This is a genomic window from Actinomycetota bacterium (genome assembly GCA_040881665.1).
Lineage (GTDB): Bacteria > Actinomycetota > UBA4738 > UBA4738 > HRBIN12 > JBBDWR01.
The window spans coordinates 788,949-805,321 of record JBBECT010000005.1 but is presented as its reverse complement, the minus strand read 5'-3'; the positions used below and the strand labels follow the sequence as shown (position 1 = coordinate 805,321).

At 70.1% G+C, this 16,373-nt stretch carries 20 protein-coding genes and 1 pseudogene; 16 read left to right on the top strand and 5 right to left on the bottom strand.

Annotated features, from left to right (window positions below):
* The coding region (locus WEF05_09675; protein MEX1102151.1) for a hypothetical protein at positions 1 to 819 on the top strand (819 nt) is incomplete at its 5' end.
* A 92-nt stretch (positions 820 to 911) separates the two neighbouring features.
* On the opposite strand, the gene WEF05_09670 is transcribed toward WEF05_09675, so the two are convergent.
* The 4 genes from WEF05_09670 to WEF05_09655 all read right to left on the bottom strand — a co-directional run bounded on the left by WEF05_09670 (position 912) and on the right by WEF05_09655 (position 3,951).
* Entirely contained in the window at positions 912 to 1,499 is a 588-nt protein-coding gene (locus tag WEF05_09670) for a tetratricopeptide repeat protein (protein MEX1102150.1), read from the bottom strand.
* A gap of 105 nt (positions 1,500 to 1,604) precedes the next feature.
* Positions 1,605 to 2,159: a nucleotidyltransferase family protein gene (locus tag WEF05_09665; protein MEX1102149.1), complete on the bottom strand. Its 555-nt coding sequence runs from the start codon at positions 2,157 to 2,159 to the stop codon at positions 1,605 to 1,607.
* A 22-nt stretch (positions 2,160 to 2,181) separates the two neighbouring features.
* Entirely contained in the window at positions 2,182 to 2,778 is a 597-nt protein-coding gene (locus tag WEF05_09660) for an SRPBCC family protein (protein ID MEX1102148.1), read from the bottom strand.
* Between the two features lie 9 nt (positions 2,779 to 2,787).
* On the bottom strand, positions 2,788 to 3,951 hold the full coding sequence (locus WEF05_09655) for an XdhC family protein (GenBank protein ID MEX1102147.1): 1,164 nt from the start codon (positions 3,949 to 3,951) through the stop codon (positions 2,788 to 2,790).
* Positions 3,952 to 3,986: 35 nt separating this feature from the next.
* On the opposite strand from WEF05_09655, the gene WEF05_09650 reads away from it, so the two are divergent.
* The 15 genes and pseudogenes from WEF05_09650 (at position 3,987) to WEF05_09580 (ending at position 13,651) form a co-directional block, all read left to right on the top strand.
* Positions 3,987 to 4,472: a hypothetical protein gene (locus WEF05_09650; GenBank protein MEX1102146.1), complete on the top strand. Its 486-nt coding sequence runs from the start codon at positions 3,987 to 3,989 to the stop codon at positions 4,470 to 4,472.
* A complete protein-coding gene (locus WEF05_09645; GenBank protein MEX1102145.1) occupies positions 4,469 to 4,981 on the top strand; it encodes a (2Fe-2S)-binding protein in 513 nt (170 codons plus the stop codon). The genes WEF05_09650 and WEF05_09645 overlap by 4 nt, the downstream gene beginning before the upstream one ends.
* Complete coding sequence (locus tag WEF05_09640; GenBank protein MEX1102144.1) at positions 4,978 to 5,802, top strand: xanthine dehydrogenase family protein subunit M; 825 nt, start codon at positions 4,978 to 4,980, stop codon at positions 5,800 to 5,802. The genes WEF05_09645 and WEF05_09640 overlap by 4 nt, the downstream gene beginning before the upstream one ends.
* A gap of 14 nt (positions 5,803 to 5,816) precedes the next feature.
* The gene (locus tag WEF05_09635) at positions 5,817 to 6,317 is read left to right on the top strand and encodes a GNAT family N-acetyltransferase (GenBank protein MEX1102143.1); all 501 of its coding nucleotides are present in this window, start codon (positions 5,817 to 5,819) and stop codon (positions 6,315 to 6,317) included.
* A 239-nt stretch (positions 6,318 to 6,556) separates the two neighbouring features.
* On the top strand, positions 6,557 to 7,444 hold the full coding sequence (locus tag WEF05_09630) for a mechanosensitive ion channel family protein (GenBank protein ID MEX1102142.1): 888 nt from the start codon (positions 6,557 to 6,559) through the stop codon (positions 7,442 to 7,444).
* A gap of 70 nt (positions 7,445 to 7,514) precedes the next feature.
* Positions 7,515 to 8,786, top strand: coding sequence for a phosphodiester glycosidase family protein (locus tag WEF05_09625; GenBank protein ID MEX1102141.1), 1,272 nt, complete (start codon positions 7,515 to 7,517; stop codon positions 8,784 to 8,786).
* A 51-nt stretch (positions 8,787 to 8,837) separates the two neighbouring features.
* Positions 8,838 to 9,737, top strand: a complete 900-nt coding sequence (locus tag WEF05_09620) for a MoxR family ATPase (GenBank protein MEX1102140.1) — start codon at positions 8,838 to 8,840, stop codon at positions 9,735 to 9,737.
* The gene (locus WEF05_09615; GenBank protein ID MEX1102139.1) at positions 9,730 to 10,440 is read left to right on the top strand and encodes a hypothetical protein; all 711 of its coding nucleotides are present in this window, start codon (positions 9,730 to 9,732) and stop codon (positions 10,438 to 10,440) included. Before WEF05_09620 ends, WEF05_09615 begins: the two co-directional genes overlap by 8 nt.
* Positions 10,407 to 10,925 (top strand): annotated as a pseudogene (locus tag WEF05_09610) (VWA domain-containing protein). The gene WEF05_09615 and the pseudogene WEF05_09610 overlap by 34 nt, the downstream one beginning before the upstream one ends.
* A 12-nt stretch (positions 10,926 to 10,937) precedes the next feature.
* Complete coding sequence (locus tag WEF05_09605; GenBank protein MEX1102138.1) at positions 10,938 to 11,234, top strand: GNAT family N-acetyltransferase; 297 nt, start codon at positions 10,938 to 10,940, stop codon at positions 11,232 to 11,234.
* Positions 11,235 to 11,242: 8 nt separating this feature from the next.
* A complete protein-coding gene (locus tag WEF05_09600) occupies positions 11,243 to 11,491 on the top strand; it encodes a hypothetical protein (protein ID MEX1102137.1) in 249 nt (82 codons plus the stop codon).
* 63 nt (positions 11,492 to 11,554) lie between these two features.
* Positions 11,555 to 11,998, top strand: coding sequence for a DUF6529 family protein (locus WEF05_09595; protein ID MEX1102136.1), 444 nt, complete (start codon positions 11,555 to 11,557; stop codon positions 11,996 to 11,998).
* Between the two features lies 1 nt (position 11,999).
* A complete protein-coding gene (locus WEF05_09590; protein MEX1102135.1) occupies positions 12,000 to 12,224 on the top strand; it encodes a hypothetical protein in 225 nt (74 codons plus the stop codon).
* A gap of 51 nt (positions 12,225 to 12,275) precedes the next feature.
* The gene (locus tag WEF05_09585; GenBank protein ID MEX1102134.1) at positions 12,276 to 13,040 is read left to right on the top strand and encodes a nucleotidyl transferase AbiEii/AbiGii toxin family protein; all 765 of its coding nucleotides are present in this window, start codon (positions 12,276 to 12,278) and stop codon (positions 13,038 to 13,040) included.
* Positions 13,037 to 13,651 (top strand): type IV toxin-antitoxin system AbiEi family antitoxin domain-containing protein, encoded by a 615-nt coding sequence (locus tag WEF05_09580; GenBank protein ID MEX1102133.1) that lies wholly within the window; start codon positions 13,037 to 13,039, stop codon positions 13,649 to 13,651. The genes WEF05_09585 and WEF05_09580 overlap by 4 nt, the downstream gene beginning before the upstream one ends.
* Positions 13,652 to 13,735: 84 nt before the next feature.
* On the opposite strand, the gene WEF05_09575 is transcribed toward WEF05_09580, so the two are convergent.
* Complete coding sequence (locus WEF05_09575; protein MEX1102132.1) at positions 13,736 to 16,348, bottom strand: phosphoenolpyruvate carboxylase; 2,613 nt, start codon at positions 16,346 to 16,348, stop codon at positions 13,736 to 13,738.
* Between the last annotated feature and the right edge of the window lie 25 nt (positions 16,349 to 16,373).

Here is a 16,373-nt window from a genome sequence, read left to right as displayed (position 1 = left end):
GCCACCGGAGCCACCGGAGCCCAGGGTGAGCAAGGTGAGCAGGGCATCCAGGGCGAGACCGGAGCCCAGGGTGAGCAGGGTCTCCAGGGTGAGACCGGCGCCACCGGCGCCACCGGCGAGACCGGCGCCACCGGAGCCACCGGCGCGACCGGCGCCACCGGAGCCACCGGCGCGACCGGAGCCCAGGGTGAGCAGGGTCTCCAGGGTGAGACCGGCGCCACCGGCGCCACCGGCGCGACCGGAGCCCAGGGTGAGCAAGGCGAGCAGGGCATCCAGGGCGAGATCGGCCCCATGGGTCCTCAGGGAGCCCAGGGTCCTGAAGGTCCCGTCGGACCACAGGGTGAGCAGGGTGAGCAGGGCATCCAGGGTGAGACCGGCGCGACCGGAGCCCAGGGTGAGACCGGCGCGGCCGGAGCCCAAGGTGAGCAGGGCATCCAGGGTGAGACCGGCGCGGCCGGAGCCCAGGGTGAGACCGGTGCGCAAGGCGAGCAGGGCATCCAGGGTGAGACCGGCGAGCAAGGCGAGCAGGGCATCCAGGGTGAAACCGGAGCCGATGGCACGTTCTCCTCGGCGAATGTGACCGTCGTGGTCGCAACCAGCGCAGCGGATACGGTGGGCGTGGATTGCCCCGGCTCTGCCAAGGCGATCGGCGGTGGCGGCGGCTCGAGCAATGCGAACCACGTGGTCGAGCGGTCGGCTCCCTTGGAACAGGACTCGACCACCGACGAGGCTGACGACGGCGAAGTCCCGACCGGTTGGCTAATCAGAACCGACGGAGCGGCCGCCACGCGAACCGTCTACGCGATCTGCGCCTCGTAACTGCACAACGCCGAAAGAGAAACCCCCCGGGGGGGGGGCCCCGGGCCCCCCCCCTGGCGTTCACGGAGGAGTCAGGTCACCCCGTTGGTGGGCTACGCGTTCTCGGCGGCGAGTTCGTTGAGGACGTTCGGCGGGAGGCGATCCGCGAGGTTCGGGTCGAGCCCGATCGCGGTCTTCAGTTCCTCATTGCCGGCATCCGTCTGGCCGAGACCTCGCAGTGCGAATCCGAGGTTGAGATGTGCGGGCGCGTACTCGGGCTTGAGTTGGGTGACGCTCTCGTAGAAGCCGGAGGCTTCCTCCAGGTCGCCCGCGTTCTCGCGGAGAATCGCGAGGTTGTAGAGCGCGGAGGTGAACTCCGGATCGCTAGTGACCGCCTGCCGGTAGTACCCCTCGGCGAGGAGCGGGTCGCCGTCCTCCTCTGCGAGCAAGCCCAGGTTGTAGAGCGCGAACGCGTTGGTCGGGTCGTTGTTCAAGGTCTCCTGGTACGCCTCGCGGGCAGCCTCGATGTTCCCGGCCGCATGGGCGCTCAGAGCGATCTGGAGCGACTCCCGCGCCTGCTCCTCCGCACTCTTGCCGCACCCGGCGGCGACGAGGACCACGAGGAGCGCCCCCCCGGCGGCAACGGCCCGGAGGCGGTGACGGTGGTCGGTCCGGTGTGGTGCGGTTGCTCGGGAAGGCACGGGCGGATGGTACCCCGCGCGGGAACCTCCGCTACGGAGGCGCCTCGACTTCGTGCTGGTCCCGCCACTCGTACGACGTACTAGAACGCCGTACGAGCTCCCAGTTCACTCGAGGCGGTCGACGTCGTCGGGGGTGTCGACGTCGGGGGGAGTGTCGGCGTCCACGCTGATGTCGTCGACGCGTTCCGCGTAGCGGTCGAACAGCTCGCGCGCGCCCGTGTCGCCGGTGATCAACAAGGTCTCATCCCACAACCAGCGAGGGAGCACCGCGGGTCCGGGGCCGTCGCGGTAGCGCAGGCGCACGGCCCGCCAGGGATCGGCGCGGAACCGCTCGGCGACCCGGCGCAGGTCCTCGGGTCGCACGCCGGGCTGGTCCGCCATCAGGACGAGTGCTCCCTGCGACGAGGCCTCCGCGCCACGGAGCCCCGTATGCAGCGAACTTGCCTGGCCCTCGGAGTAGTCGGGGTTCTCCACCACGCGCGCACCTTCGGGAAGCGCGAGCGCCGCGCGCACGCGCTTCGAATCGTGGCCCACGACGACGACGATGTCCTCGATCCCCGCGTCGGCCGCCGCGTCGATGGCGTGCTGCACGAGCGGCTTGCCGTCGAAGGGCACGAGCTGCTTCGTCGCACCGAACCGGGTTCCGCGCCCGGCGGCCAAGACGATCGCGGTCAGGCGGACGTCAGTGGTCGTCGGACTTCCCCGTGAGTCGTCGGAAGAGGCGACCGATCGCCCGCAGCAGCGCCCAGAGCCCGAGGCGCACCCCTCCGACCGGTCCGGAGTCGGCCCCGGCCCCTGTCTCCGAGCCGCCGGCCTCGGCGTCCTCATGCTCCTCCTCGAGCTTCGCCTGCAGGCAGTCGGCGAACTGCTGCGTGAGCTTCTTCGACACGTCGGGCAACAGTCCGCGCGACACCTGAGCGACGACGCCCGCCATCGTGATGTCGGCCTCCATCTTCACGGTCGTGGTTCCCGCGCCGTCGGGCTCCAGCCACGCGGTCACGCTCGCGTCCGCGGCCCCCTTGCCCTTGGACTCCATCCCCTTGGCGCGCAGCACCACGCGATGCATCGCGTCGTCACGCTCGGCCATCGTGACCGTTCCAGCGAAGTTCATCGCCACTGGACCGAACTTCGCCTTGAGCTTGCCCTTCCAGGTGCGGTCGTCGACCACTTCGGTGAGCTCGGCTCCCGGCATGCACGGTGCGATCCGTTCGACGTCGAGCAGGAACGCCCAGAGTCGATCGACCGGCGTGGGCACGGTGAACGCGTTCTCGATCTGCACGCAGGCAGCCTACCCTCGACCGGTCGGGAGGGAACCTGCCTGCCGGGCCTGCGCGAGACGGTCGTGGATCGGCCCGGGACGCTCCTTCAGGAACCCACCCGGGCGCCGGCGCCGGACGGCGACGATCTCGGCCGCGATCGCCTGGGCGATCTCCTCGGGTCCCTCGGCGCCGAGGTCGAGTCCCGCGGGAGCGTGGATCCGCTCGCGTTCCGCAACGCCGATCGCGACGCCCTCCTCGGCAAGTTCCGCGAGGATGCGCTCGGTCCGCGCCGCCGGTCCGAGCATCGCGATGTAGGGAACGCGCGAGGCGAGCAGGCCGCGCAGGTAGTCCTTGTCGCGCAGGAAGTTGTGCGTCATCACGACGGCGAAGCTCCGCTCGTCCGCGGCGGCGGCCGTCGCCGCCTCGTCCGGTGTCGCGACGGCCACGAACCCCGCGGCCTTCGGGAACCGCTGCCGGGTGAGGAACGCGGGCCGATCGTCGATCACGATCGGTCCCCACCCGAGGACCGAGGCCATCTCGACGAGGGGGATCGCGTCGTGCCCCGCCCCGCACAGGAGCACACGCAACGGCGGCTCGAGCACCTCGACGAAGGCACGCGCCTCCCCCGAGGAACCGGTGAGCGATCGGACCTCCGAGGCCTCGGTGGCGAGGCGTTCGATCGCGGCGTCGCGTGCCGACGCGTCCAGCCCGGCGTCGCCGAGGCCGCCCTCGGTCTCGCCGCCGGGCCGCACGAGCAGGCGGGAGCCCGCCGGTGCGCCGTCCACGTCGGACTCGAGCACGGTGACGACGGCGAGCGGCCGCTGTTCCTCGATCGCGATCCGCAGGGCTCCGGCGACCTCGGCCGCACGCTCGGCCGGCTCGACGAACACCTCGATCGCGCCGTTGCACCCGAGGCCTGTCCCCCAGACCGCGTCGTCGTCGGCGGTCAGGTCCCAGCCGACCAGTCGCGCGCCACCGTCGTCGATCACGCGTCGCGCGACCTCCGCGATGTCGCCCTCGAGGCAGCCACCGGAGATGTTCCCGATCGGCGTTCCTTCCTTCGGGACGAGCAACCGCGCTCCGGGACGGCGGTAGGTCGAGCCACGGACGGCGACGATCGTGGCGAGCGCCATCGGCTCCCCACGGGCGGAGAGCTCCTCGATCGCGGCGAGCACCTCGGCGATCTCGCTCATGGAGGCGATGCTACGCGGACCGCTACGCTGAGGGTATGGAGCATGCTCCCGCCCCCCAACCCGACGCCCCTGCCGCGCCCCGACCTCGGTCGAACCGGGGGTTCTGGACCCTCGCGGGCGGGTTCCTCGTCGCGGCGATCGTCGTGGCCGTCGGGGCGGTCGTCACCCGTCCCGACCCGCTCTCCCGCGATGTCGCGACGAACCTGGATGCGGCGGCCGACGCTGCGCAGATCGTCCGCGACGAGCGAGGAACGTGGAGCGCCGCGACCCCCGAGGAGCTCGGCGTGGTCGACCTGCAGCTGCGTTTCGTCGAGGGCACGGTCGCCTCGAACGACCCGATGACGATCAGCGTCGCGGGAACCGACGGCCGATGGCTCGGCGTCGCGCGCGCGGACGACGGGGTGTGCAGGGCGATCGAGGTCGACGACACCGGCCGAACGCGCTCGGACCTGCCGCAGGTCGACCCCTGCTCGGCGAACGCCACGGCGGCGTTCCCGGGCGGAGGGGGGCTCGCTCGATGACGCGCGTCGCGGTCACCGTCAACGGGGAGCAGCGCGAGGCCGAGGTGGAGCCCCGACAGCTCCTCGTCTACTTCCTCCGGGAGGGGCTCGGTCTCACGGGGACCAACGTCGGGTGCGACACCTCCAGCTGCGGATCGTGCACGGTCCACGTCGACGACGAGGCGGTGAAGTCCTGCACGATGCTCGCGGTGCAGGCCGACGGCAGACGGGTCACGACGATCGAGGGCATGGCCGCCGGCGGGCAGCTCCACCCGATGCAGGAGGCGTTCCGTCGCAACCACGGGCTGCAGTGCGGCTATTGCACGCCGGGGATGGTCATGGCCGCGACGAGCTATCTCGAGGAGAACGCCTCGCCGAGCGAGACCGAGGTGCGCCAGGCCCTCGAGGGGAACCTCTGCCGCTGCACCGGCTATCAGAACATCGTCAAGGCCGTGCTCGACGCCGCCTCGCCCGAGCGCGTGGGGCGCGCGATCGGCGATGCGGTCAACGGCCCGGAGGGTGGCGCGTGATCCCCGCGGCGTTCGACTACGAACGGGCGGAGTCGGTCGATCACGCGATCGAGCTGCTCGGCTCCGACGAGGAGGCGAAGATCCTCGCCGGTGGTCACTCCCTGCTGCCGCTGATGAAGCTGCGGCTCGCGCAACCCTCGAAGCTCGTGGACATCTCGCGGGTCGACGGACTGTCGGAGATCTCCGACGAGGCGGACGCGATGGTGATCGGCGCACTCACACGTCATCACGACGTCGCGAACAGCGATGTGCTGCAGGCGAACTGCCCGATCGTCGCGCACACGGCGGGCGAGATCGGTGATCCGGCCGTTCGGCACGTCGGAACGATCGGCGGGTCGGTCGCCCATGCCGATCCGGCCAGCGATCTGCCGACGGTGCTGCTCGCGCTCGGCGCGACGATGGTCGTCCGCGGTCCGGGCGGCGCCTCGCGCGAGGTGGGCGCGGGAGACTTCTTCAAGGGCCTGTTCGAGCCCGATCTCGCGCCGGACGAGGTGCTCGTCCAGATCCGGGTTCCCCGGCACACGGGGGGATGGAGCTACCTCAAGTTCCACCGCCGCGCGCAGGACTGGGCGCTGGTCGGGGTCGCGGCTCTGGCCGCGAACGGTTCGGGACCGACGGTCGCGCTGACGAACATGGGCGACCGACCGCTGCGCGCGAGCGCCGTCGAGCACGCGCTGGGTGCGGGGGCCGATCCCGCGACGGCGGCGCAGCTGGCTGCCGAGGGAACGAGCCCGCCCTCGGACGCGTTCGGCTCGGCGGAGTACCGCCGGGAGCTGTCGAAGGTGCTCGTGCAGCGTGCGCTCGAACAGGCGATGGCGTAGCGAGCGGTCGGGAGATGCCCGTTCCCGCCGACATCCGTCCGCTGATCGTCGAGGACGCCGCTGCGTGCGACGCGGTCGTGGCGAGCCTGCCGTACCACTTCGGGAACGAGGACGGCCGCCGCCTGTGCGCCGAGGCGGTGCGTTCGCAGGACGGCCTCGTCGCGGTCGAGCGGGATCCGGCTGCAGGGGAAGGGGACGTCGTCGGGTTCCTCACGTTCGAGCGGCACTTCGAGGCGAGCGCGGAGATCACGTGGATGGCGGTCCGCGCGGATCGACGCCACGGCGGGGTGGGAACGGCGTTGCTCGACGAGGTGTGCGCGCGACTCGAGGCAGAGGGACGCACGCTGCTGCTGGCCTTCACGGTCTCGCCCTCGGAGCCCGACGACGAGGTGGACGGCTACGACGCGACCCGCGCGTTCTACCGGTCGCGGGGGTTCGAGACGGCGCGTGAGGTTCCCGAGCTGTGGCCCGACGACCCGGCGATCCTGTTGGTGCGGGTGCTGGGCGGCGCGTAGGCGCTCGGGCACGTGCGCGCTCCGGTCAACCGCCTGACGACATGTGGCCGGAGCATTCCGGTGGATCCAGTCAGTTCCCTTACACCGCGTCAGGGGACTGACCTGATCCCACCCCGCATAGGGCCGCGAGGTCGTCAGGGGACTGACGTGATCTGGCCACACACAGAGGCCTGAGGTCGTCAGGGGACTGACCAGCGCCTCGCCGGCCCACCCCGCGGAGAGCGTGCTTCAATACCTGCATGTTCGCCCAGCAGAACCAGACCCTCGTGGACGACGTCGAACGGCTCGTGACGAACGAGCAATGGCTCGCGATCGCGATCTCCGTCGTCGTCGCCACCGTGCTCACGATCGCCGCCCAGCTCGTCGTCCGACGTTTGCGCCGACGCATGGAGAACGTCGGCAGCGATTCCACCCGCGACCTCGCGATCCGTCGCGCCGGCACCGTCGGTCACGGTCTGTCCCGCCTGATCGTCGCCGTGATCTGGTTCCTCGCGGCCCTCATGATCCTCTCGGCGCTCGGGGTTAACCTCGCGCCGCTGCTCGCGAGCGCGGGTGTCGCCGGGGTGGCTCTCGGGTTCGGCGCGCAGTCGGTCGTCCGTGACGGGCTCACCGGCTTCTTCATCCTCGTCGAGAACCAGTTCGGCGTCGGAGACGTCGTCGCGATCGAGACCGGCAACGGACAGATCTCCGGCACCGTCGAGGAGCTGAGCATGCGCACCACCCGGGTGCGTTCCTACGACGGGACGATCCATACCGTTCCCAACGGGAACATCGTCTACGTCAGCAACCAGTCGCGGGGCTGGGCGCGTGCGATCGTCGACGTGCGCGTCGCCTACAGCGAGGACACAGACAAGCTCCGCGGTGTGCTCGAGGAGCTGTTCGGGGAGCTGCACGACGACCCCGAATTCTCCGACGCGCTCATGTCCGGACCCGAGGTGCTCGGCATCCAGGCCCTCGGGGAGACCGGCGTCGTCGTGCGGATCGTCGCCCAGACGGCGCCGAGCAGGCGCTGGGCGCTCGAGCGTCTCTTGCGCGAACGGGTCGCGACGCGCCTGGAAGAGCGGGGTGTGAAGGTCCCGACGCAGCCCTCGGCGCTCCGGACCGGCGGGGACCCGACCGCCCCTTAGCTCAAGTTCGCTAGGTCTTCCGGCCGACAACCTCTTCATGAGACGAGGGCGGGTCATCGCATCCCTGGCCGTGGCCGCCCTCGTGAGCGCGGCCCTCGTCGTTCCCGCCGGGGCCGATGACCCGGCGGCGCAAGCATCCACATCGCGCGCCCGGGTGGCCAAGTCGCGCTCGGTGACGCTCGCGCCGGGCCTCACCTTCACGACCGTGACGAAGCCCTCGATCCCCTTGAAGTACTACGTCCTCAAGGCTGAGCCACAGAAGGCTCTCTCGATCGACACCGCGATGGCGGGCACACAGTTCGGCAACTACGCGCGGCTGAGCTCGATCGGGTCAAACCACAACGCGATCGCGGGCATCAACGGAGACTTCTCCGACAGCGGCATGCCCGTGCACCCGTTCGCCGAGGACGGAACGCTGATGACCTCCGGCCTGAGCAAGGGCGCCAGCTTCGCGGTCTCTCGCGACGAGCTCGACTCCTACGTGAACAACCAGAACGTCGGCGTCGAGGGCCTCAACGTCCGGTCAGGCCGCGCGTTCGCGATCGACGAGTGGAACGCGGGCGATCCGGGCGGCAGCGACGTGTCGGCGTTCACCTCGAACGGAGGCAGCCGTCAAGACCCGCCCCGCGACGCCTGCGCGGCACGGCTGTTCCCCGACGGCGCGATGCGGTTCGGGGCCGGCGGCGTCGGACTCGTCCGCGACTACGAGGTCGATCGCGTGATCTGCGGGAGCTCGCCGGCCACCCTCGGCGGAGGGGTGCTTTTGACCGCCAGACGCGGAACGTCCGCGTCGAACAACGTGATCAACGACATGAGCGGCGGTGACCAGGTGCGGCTCACCTGGCGCGTCGCCGACTGGCGCAAGACGATGGACGTGATCGGTGGCGCTCCGCTGCTCGTCCAGAACGGACGCAAGGTCGCCGACGACGGTTGCGACTGGTACTTCTGCGACCGCAACCCGCGCTCGGGCGTCGGGGTCAAGGCCGACGGGACGGTGCTGCTGATCACCGTCGACGGACGTTCGAGCTCGTCGAAGGGCGTCACCCCGGAGGGGTTCGCGCAGATCTTCCTCGACCACGGGGCCCGCTACGCGGTGAACCTGGACGGCGGGGGTGGCGCGACGATGTGGGTGCGCGGTCGGGGGATCGTGAACCGCCCCTCCGACGGCGGGGAGCGACCGCTCACGAACGCGATCCTCGTTCTTCCCGGTAACGACAACGACGAGCCCAACCCCTCGCGCGTGGCGCGCACCATCGTCTCGAGGCGTGCCGCCGCCGACGCCGCCCGCGCCGCGATGCACGACCCCGGCTCGACCGGCGGTCTGCTCGACCTGCTCGGCTGAGCCGACGCACTCCCGCGGTTTCCGGTCCGACGCACGCGGTACGCTGGGCAGATGACGGATGGCGGAGCCGCGTTCGGGTCGGTCGAGGAGCTCACGCAGGCACTCGGGCACGAGCACTATCTCGCCGATCGGGGGCTGGCGACCGCGATCTACCTCGCGATCTCGCTCGACAAGCCGCTGCTGCTCGAGGGTGAGGCAGGGGTCGGTAAGACCGAGGTCGCCAAGGTGCTCGCTTCCATGCTCGGGCGGGACCTGATCCGCTTGCAGTGCTACGAGGGCATCGACGCGAACCAGGCGCTGTACGAATGGAACTACTCGCGTCAGCTGATCGCGGTCCGCGCGATGGACGCCGCCGATGCGACGACGCACGTCGAGGATCTGTTCGGTCCCGAGTACCTGGTGGAACGCCCGCTGCTCGCCGCGATCCGCGCCGGATCCCGCGCCGTGCTGCTCGTCGACGAGCTGGATCGTGCCGACGACGAGTTCGAGGCGTTCCTGCTCGAGATCCTGTCGGAGTTCGCCGTCACGATCCCCGAAGTGGGACGGATCGCCGCGGAGCGGCCGCCGATCGTGATCGTCACCTCGAACCGAACCCGCGAGCTCCACGACGCCTTGAAGCGCCGCTGCCTCTATCACTGGATCGACCACCCGGGTCTCGACCGCGAGGTGGAGATCGTCCGGGCCCGCGCGCCCGAGGTCGATGCCGCGCTCGCGCGCGACGTCGCCGGCGCGGTCTCGCGGCTGCGGGCGCTCGACATCGCGAAGCGCCCCGGCGTCGCGGAGACGATCGACTGGGCGAACGCGCTGACGTTCCTGGGTGCGGACCGGCTCGACGAGCAGACGGCCGAGGCGACGCTCGGCACCGTCCTGAAGGACCACGAGGATCAGGAGCTGGCCACCGCCCGCCTGTCGGAGGTGCTCGCTCCCGAGGCCGTCGCCGAGGATGGCTGACCCGGCCGACCCCGCCGCGGGCGCGTTCGCCCGGCTCGTCGGGTTCGGCCGCGACCTGCGGACGCGGGGCCTGCCCGTCGGCACCGGAAGGATCCTGATGTTCGTCCGCGCCGTGGGTGCGCTGTCGCCGGCGGGTCGCGAGGAGCTCTACTGGGCCGGTCGCGCCGCGTTGCTGGGGCGCCCGGAGGATCTCCCCGTATTCGACGAGGCGTTCGAGGGCTGGTTCCGGCCCGGTGTCGTGACCGAGATTCCGGCGGAGATGCTCCTCGCAATGCCCTCGACACCCGTCCCGGGCGATCTCGACGGGGGCGAGGATCCCGACGAGCTCCGAATGCGGTCGGGGCAGATCGCCGCGACGTCGCGCGAGGACGGGGGCGAGGACGAGGTCGACGACGACGATGATGAAGAGACGACGCTGCGGATCGTGGCGAGCGCCGAAGAGGTGCTCCAGCGACGTTCCTTCGCGGATCTTGACGAGGCCGAACGGCGGCGCATCGAGCTGTTGATCCGGCGGCTGGCAGTTCGGCTGCCGGCGCGCTCGAGCCGCCGCTACCGTCCGGCACCGAAGGGACCGCGCTTCGACGTTCGCCGCACGATCCGCCGGTCGCTCGCACCCAGGGGGAGCCGTTCGACCGGGCCCTTCGCGCGCGGGGAACCCGGAGCCGTCCGCTCGTTCTCGTTCTCGACGTGTCCGGATCGATGAGTCCGTACGCACGTGCGCTGATGCAGTTCGGCTACGCCGCGATGGCCGCGGGGCGCACGGTCGAGGTGTTCTGCTTCGGCACCCACCTCACCCGTGCGACGCGCATCCTGCGAGCGAAGGATCCCGACCGGGCGCTCCGCGAGATCGGCCGAACGGTGGAGGACTGGGAGGGCGGAACGAGGATCGGCGCCAGCCTGAAGGAGCTGCTCGACGGCTGGAGCCAGCGCGCCGCCCTGCGAGGATCGGTCGTGGTGATCTGCTCCGACGGGCTCGAGCGCGGAGACCCGCAGCTGCTCCGCGAGCAGATGGCGCGCCTGCGCCGCCTGGCGCACGAGCTCGTCTGGGTGAACCCGTTGAAGGGCAGCCCACGCTACGAACCGCTGGCGAAGGGGATGCAGGCGGCGCTCCCTTCGATCGACGTGTTCCTGCCCGGCCACAACCTCGAGAGCCTCGAAGAGCTCGCCACGGTGCTCGCAGAGCGATGACCGTTCGCCTGCGTGAGGCAACCGAGCCCGGACCACGATCGCGCGGCGGAAGTCCACGAGCTGTCCGTTGCGCCGGCTCGGTTCCGGCAGCGGATCGGGTCCCAGCTCCTTGCAGGAGTCGAAGCGGAGATCCAGGCTTCTGGTTTCTCTGCAGCCATCCTGTGGGTGCGCGAGGACGACCGCGGCGCGCAGGCGTTCTACCTGTCGAACGGGTGGACACCGGATGGGGCCGAGATGCAGCTCCGCAAGGATCGTGTGCGCACGTATCAACGATGGGGCAAGGCGCTGGAAACGGAGGCACGAGGATGACCCAGACGATGGTGGATATCGAGCGAGCATCGGCGACCCCTGCGAAGGCGAGCGGGCTCACGAGTGCGATCGCGTCGTCGGTGGGCGCGATGGCGCTCGGCGCGTTCGCTGCGGGCGCGGTGGCGATCGGGGCACTGGCGATCGGACGGCTCGCGATCAAGAAGGGCGCGATCGCCTACCTGGCGATCGAGGAGCTGGAGGTCGGCCGTCTTCGGGTGCGCGAGCTGGAGATCGACGAGGGTGACCCGCGGTCCTAGCCCGGAGCGGCATGGGACCGATCACCGCGGGGAACGACCTCGCCCGAGTGTGGAGGAGTGTCGGTGGAAGGGTTCTTCGACTCGCTGACGCAGGGCAACGTCACCCAAGTGAAGACCGTGCTCGCGTCAGTGATCATGGCGCTCGCCTTCTATCAACTGTTCCTGATGGCGATCGGGTACCGGAAGGTGAAGTCACGGCTGCTGAAGTCGGGGTCGGCCTCGTTCACCCACCGGGCGGTCGGGGACACGATCCTGGTGCTCGCGTTCCTCGTCGCGCTGATGTGTTTCACCTACTTCGACCTCGGCGACGGCGACGGCGACGAGACCCGCTTGACGATCCACGCGATCGCCGGAACAGGGACGATCGTCCTGTTCACCGTGAAGGTGATCGCGGTCCGCTGGGGCGCCAGGCTCCATCGGTTCCTGCCCCTGCTCGGCTTCACGGTGTTCGCCCTGCTCGCGGTGACGTGGTTCACGTCCGCGGGCGACGTGCTGTTCGGAGGATGAGATGACCCAACAGACACCCCCACCCGCACCCGGCGTGCCCTCGCGAACGGTCCAGGTCCTGGGTTCGCTCGCGGTCGCCGTCGTGATCGTGGCCGTGACGGTGCTGCTGGTCACGGCGCGGATCGGTGCCGATCCCGACTTCCTGGAGGACCGGAACGAGGACCGGCTCGAGCAGATCGAGGAGCAGCGCGAGGCACGCCAAGAGCTCCAGGAGGGGCAACCCTAACGATGCAGGAAGTTGCAGTTTAGCTCAATATCTGGCACCGTTAGATGCATCATGACAGAGAAGCATGATGATGCGCGGATCATCGAGTTCTTCCACCTGGCCTTCCTTCAGGTCCTTCCGCTGCGCCTGGACCAAGCTCGTTACGTCGTCAAAGGCGGCGTCAACCTCCGCTACTTCTTCGAGAGCCTTCGCTACTCACAGGATGTCGATCTCGACGCCGTGGCGATCGAGTCTTGGGCCCTCGGATCGAAGGTCGATGAGGTTCTTGCTTCCCCGGCGATCAGCCTTCTGCTCCGTAGCCGAGGCATTGTCGTGGAACAGGTGAGCAAGCCCAAGCAGACCGAGACGACACAACGCTGGAAGGTGCTGATCGCGGTGACGGGACGCCGGGTGCCGGTGCGCACCAAGATCGAGTTCAGTCACCCATCCGCGGACCCGCGCCGGATCCTGGAGGCGGTGCCTGATCGCGTGGTGGATCCGTACGGACTCCGTCCACCAACGATGTTTCACTACACGGCCGGGGCTGCCTTGGAACAGAAGGTGCGGGCTCTCGTCGGGCGCTCGCAGACGCAGGCCCGCGATGTCTTCGATCTCGAACTGCTGCTGCGCACGCACCGTGATGACATCAGCGTGGAACTGATGGATGAGGGGATCCTCGAGGTGGCCGTCGAGAGGATCTTCGAGTTGCCGGTCGACGCGTTCCGCGATCAGGTCCTGCCCTTCCTCGAGCCCGACATCGCGGCGCTCTACGACGACCCGGCCGCCTGGGAGCAGATGCGCAGGTCCGTCGCCCAACGGCTCACGGAGATCGGATGAAGGCGACGGACGCGCTCGGCGACCTGCTCACGATGCGGCGACCGATCGTCACGACGCGCGAGGCCGCTGCGCGACTCGGACTCTCCACGAGCCGCGCGAGTCAGATCCTCCGCTCACTGGAGGAGTCGGGACTTGCCCGCCGTCTCCGTCATGGCCTCTGGGTCCTGGAGAGGGACCTCGATCCGTTCAGCGTTCCGCCCTACCTGACGGCGCCCTACCCCGCGTATGTGTCCTACTGGTCCGCCCTCGCGCGCCACGGCATGATCGAGCAGATGCCCGGTCAGATCTTCGTCGCGTCGCTGGGGCGTTCGCGCCGCATCATCACGACGGTCGGCACGTATTCGGTCCATCACCTGGCACCGGAGCTCTTCGACGGCTACGAAGGCGCATCTGGCATCGGGTACCTCGCCACGCCGGAGAAGGCGCTGTTCGACTCGGTCTACCTGCGTGCCCCGCAGGGAGGTCCGATCCTGATGCCGGAGCTGGAACTTCCGGATGGATTCAAGGAAGGCAAGCTTGCGGAGTGGACCAGCCGCATCGCCCGGCCCCGCCTCCGAACGCTGGTGTCTCGCGGTCTGCACGAACTGATGGCCGGAGCCCTACACAGCTAGTCGAGCCCGGGTTGGGACTCTGGGAGAAGTCAGCTCGGCAGTTGCGGCCAACTGTCGTTCCCGTTCTCGCGAACCACGATGATCTCAGCCGGTGTTCTGCAGGCCGGCGGAGATGCCGTTGATCGTCAGGTGCACGAGCCGGCGGAGCTGCTCGTCGTCCTCACCGCGGTCGCGCGCGGCGCGGAGTTCACGCAGGAACCGCACCTGCAGGAACGACAGCGCGTCGACGTAGGGGTTGCGGAGCTCGATCGCTCGGCGGAGCACGGGCCGCGGTTCCAGCAAGGCCTCCTGCTGGGTCACGTCGAGCACCCACCGCTGCGTCCGCTCGAACTCCTCGCGGATCATCCGGGTCAGTTCCTCGTCCTCGCCAAGCTTCAGGTAGAGCTCGGCGATCGGCAGGTCGGCCTTCGCGAGGGACAGCTGGGCGTTCTCGAGCACGGACGTGAAGAACGGCCACGCCCCGTACATCTCCCGGAGCAGCGCGAGGTCGCCGATCGCCTCGAGTCCGGTGCCGAGGCCGTACCACCCGGGGAGGTTGCAGCGGTTCTGGCCCCAGGCGAACACCCACGGGATCGCGCGGAGGTGCTCCAGGTCCTCGCCGGGCGCGCGGCGGGCGGGACGGGAGCCGATCGCGAGGTCCGACAACTCGTTGACCGGTGTGACGAGCGAGAACGCCCGGGCGAAACCGGGGCGTTCGACGAGGGTGCGCCAGAATCGCTCGCTCGCCTCGCCCATCGCGCGCGCGGGTTCGTCGAAGCGGTCCTCGACGTCGGAGCCGGTGACGGCGTCGGGGGCCGAGACGGCGAGCACCGCGCTCGTGACCTGCTCGAGGTGGCGCAGCGCGATCCGGCGATTCCCGTAGCGCTCAACGACGACCTCGCCCTGTTCGGTGACCTTGAACCGGCCGTCGACCGAACCGGGGGCCTGGCCGAGGATCGCGCGCCCGGCGGGACCGCCGCCCCGTCCGAGGGCGCCGCCGCGGCCGTGGAACAGCGTCAGGGTCACGTCGTTGCGTCGCGCCCACGCCGCGAGATCGCGCTGCGCCTGGTACAAGGCGATGTTCGCCGCGAGGAAGCCGACGTCCTTGGTCGAGTCGGAATAGCCGAGCATGACCTCGACCCGCCGGCCGCGGGCGGCGAGCCACGCGGAGAACCGCTCTTCGCCGAGCAGTTCGTCGAGCACGGCGGAGGCGTTGCGCAGGTCCTCGCGCGACTCGAACAAGGGAACGACGTCGATCCGCAACGATCCGTCGGGAACCGCGAGCGCCGCGAGCTCATGCACGGCGAGCACATCATCGGCGCTGCGCGTGAAGCTCACGACGTAGCGACGACAGGCGTCCACCCCGAACCTACGCTGCAGGGCGGCCACCACGCGAAGCGTGTCGAGCACTTCCTGGGTCTGTGGCGAGGGAGCATCGGCCCTCAGTTCCCTGAGCGCCCGAGCGTGCACGGCGGCGTGGTCGCGGAGCTCGAGTGATGCGAGATGGAACCCGAACGTCTCGACCTGCCACACGAGGTGCTGCAGCTCGCCGTAGGCGAGACGGGCCGCACCACCGTCGGCGAGTGAACGCTGAACGATCCGCAGGTCGGCCAACAACGACGCGGGGCTCGTGTACCCGTCGGAGATCCCGCTGCGCGTGGGAACGAGCCGCTCGGCGGACAATGCGAGCTTGCGGCGGTGCGGCGCATCGGGGAGCTTGCGCGTCAACGACTTCGCGAGCGCGGGGAAGTCGCGAGCGTCCTCCTCGAGCGAGGTCAGCAGCTCCGGGCTCGGGGGCACGTCACGCTCGGAGGCCGACAGCTCGCGCGCGATCCGGCGCGTCGCGTTCTCGAGCCCGCGGAGCACGTGATCGGCGTGCACGTCGAGCACCCGGCGGGTGACCTCGGCGGTCACGCGCGCGTTCCCGTCGCGATCGCCGCCGATCCACGATCCCCACCGTAGGAATGCCCCGAACGCGGGCGGGCGCGTTCCCGCCGCCTCGGGTTGCAGCGCGCGGTCCAGCTCCCGGTAGAACGTGGGCGCGAGCGTGAAGATCGTCTCGTCGAACAACCACATCGCGGCGCGGACCTCGTCGAGCGGCTCCGGGCGGTCGCGGCGGAGCTGGTCGGTGTGCCACAGCGCCTCGACTTCCTCGTGCAGGTGGCGTTCGACGTCGGCCTGCTCGGCGGGCGCCAGCCGCGGATCGTCGAGCCGCTCGAGCTGGTCGGCGATCCGGCGGAGGGTCTCGACGACCGCGCGGCGCCGGGCCTCGGTCGGGTGGGCGGTCACGACGTTCGTGATCTCCAGCCGGTCGAGCAAGTCCCCGAGCGCGGCCTCGCCCAGCCTCTCGCGCAGACCCTCGATCGTCCGCTCGAGGGAGTGGCGCGGGCTCTCGCCGCGATGCGCTCGCTCGCGCAGCGTCCGCATCCGCTGGTGTTGTTCCGCGAGGTTCACGAGCTGGAAGTAGACCGTGAACGCCCGCGCCACCTGCTCGGCCCGGCCGACGTCGAGGTCCTCGATCAGCTCGAGCACGCGATCGCGCCGCTCCGCGCTGGCCACGCCGCGGAACGCGATCGCCGCCCGACGGATCCGCTCGACCTCGTCGAGCAGGTCGCGTCCGCCGGTCTCAGCGAGGACGTGTCCGAGGATCGTGCCGAGCAGACGGACCTCACGCCGAAGCGGCGCGGGGATCTCGTCCTTCGCGTGCGTGGTCGCCATGACCGCAGCGTAGCCGGGCCCTGGT

Bases quoted from the DNA above. Each gene is read 5' to 3' on its own strand.
- WEF05_09655 (MEX1102147.1), bottom strand. From the start codon at position 3,951: ATGAGCGAGATCGCCGAGGTGCTCGCCGCGATCGAGGAGCTCTCCGCC.
- WEF05_09650 (MEX1102146.1), top strand. From the start codon at position 3,987: ATGGAGCATGCTCCCGCCCCCCAACCCGACGCCCCTGCCGCGCCCCGA.
- WEF05_09645 (MEX1102145.1), top strand. From the start codon at position 4,469: ATGACGCGCGTCGCGGTCACCGTCAACGGGGAGCAGCGCGAGGCCGAG.
- WEF05_09635 (MEX1102143.1), top strand. From the start codon at position 5,817: ATGCCCGTTCCCGCCGACATCCGTCCGCTGATCGTCGAGGACGCCGCT.
- WEF05_09630 (MEX1102142.1), top strand. From the start codon at position 6,557: ATGTTCGCCCAGCAGAACCAGACCCTCGTGGACGACGTCGAACGGCTC.
- WEF05_09620 (MEX1102140.1), top strand. From the start codon at position 8,838: ATGACGGATGGCGGAGCCGCGTTCGGGTCGGTCGAGGAGCTCACGCAG.
- WEF05_09615 (MEX1102139.1), top strand. From the start codon at position 9,730: ATGGCTGACCCGGCCGACCCCGCCGCGGGCGCGTTCGCCCGGCTCGTC.
- WEF05_09600 (MEX1102137.1), top strand. From the start codon at position 11,243: ATGGTGGATATCGAGCGAGCATCGGCGACCCCTGCGAAGGCGAGCGGG.
- WEF05_09590 (MEX1102135.1), top strand. From the start codon at position 12,000: ATGACCCAACAGACACCCCCACCCGCACCCGGCGTGCCCTCGCGAACG.
- WEF05_09585 (MEX1102134.1), top strand. From the start codon at position 12,276: ATGACAGAGAAGCATGATGATGCGCGGATCATCGAGTTCTTCCACCTG.
- WEF05_09580 (MEX1102133.1), top strand. From the start codon at position 13,037: ATGAAGGCGACGGACGCGCTCGGCGACCTGCTCACGATGCGGCGACCG.
- WEF05_09575 (MEX1102132.1), bottom strand. From the start codon at position 16,348: ATGGCGACCACGCACGCGAAGGACGAGATCCCCGCGCCGCTTCGGCGT.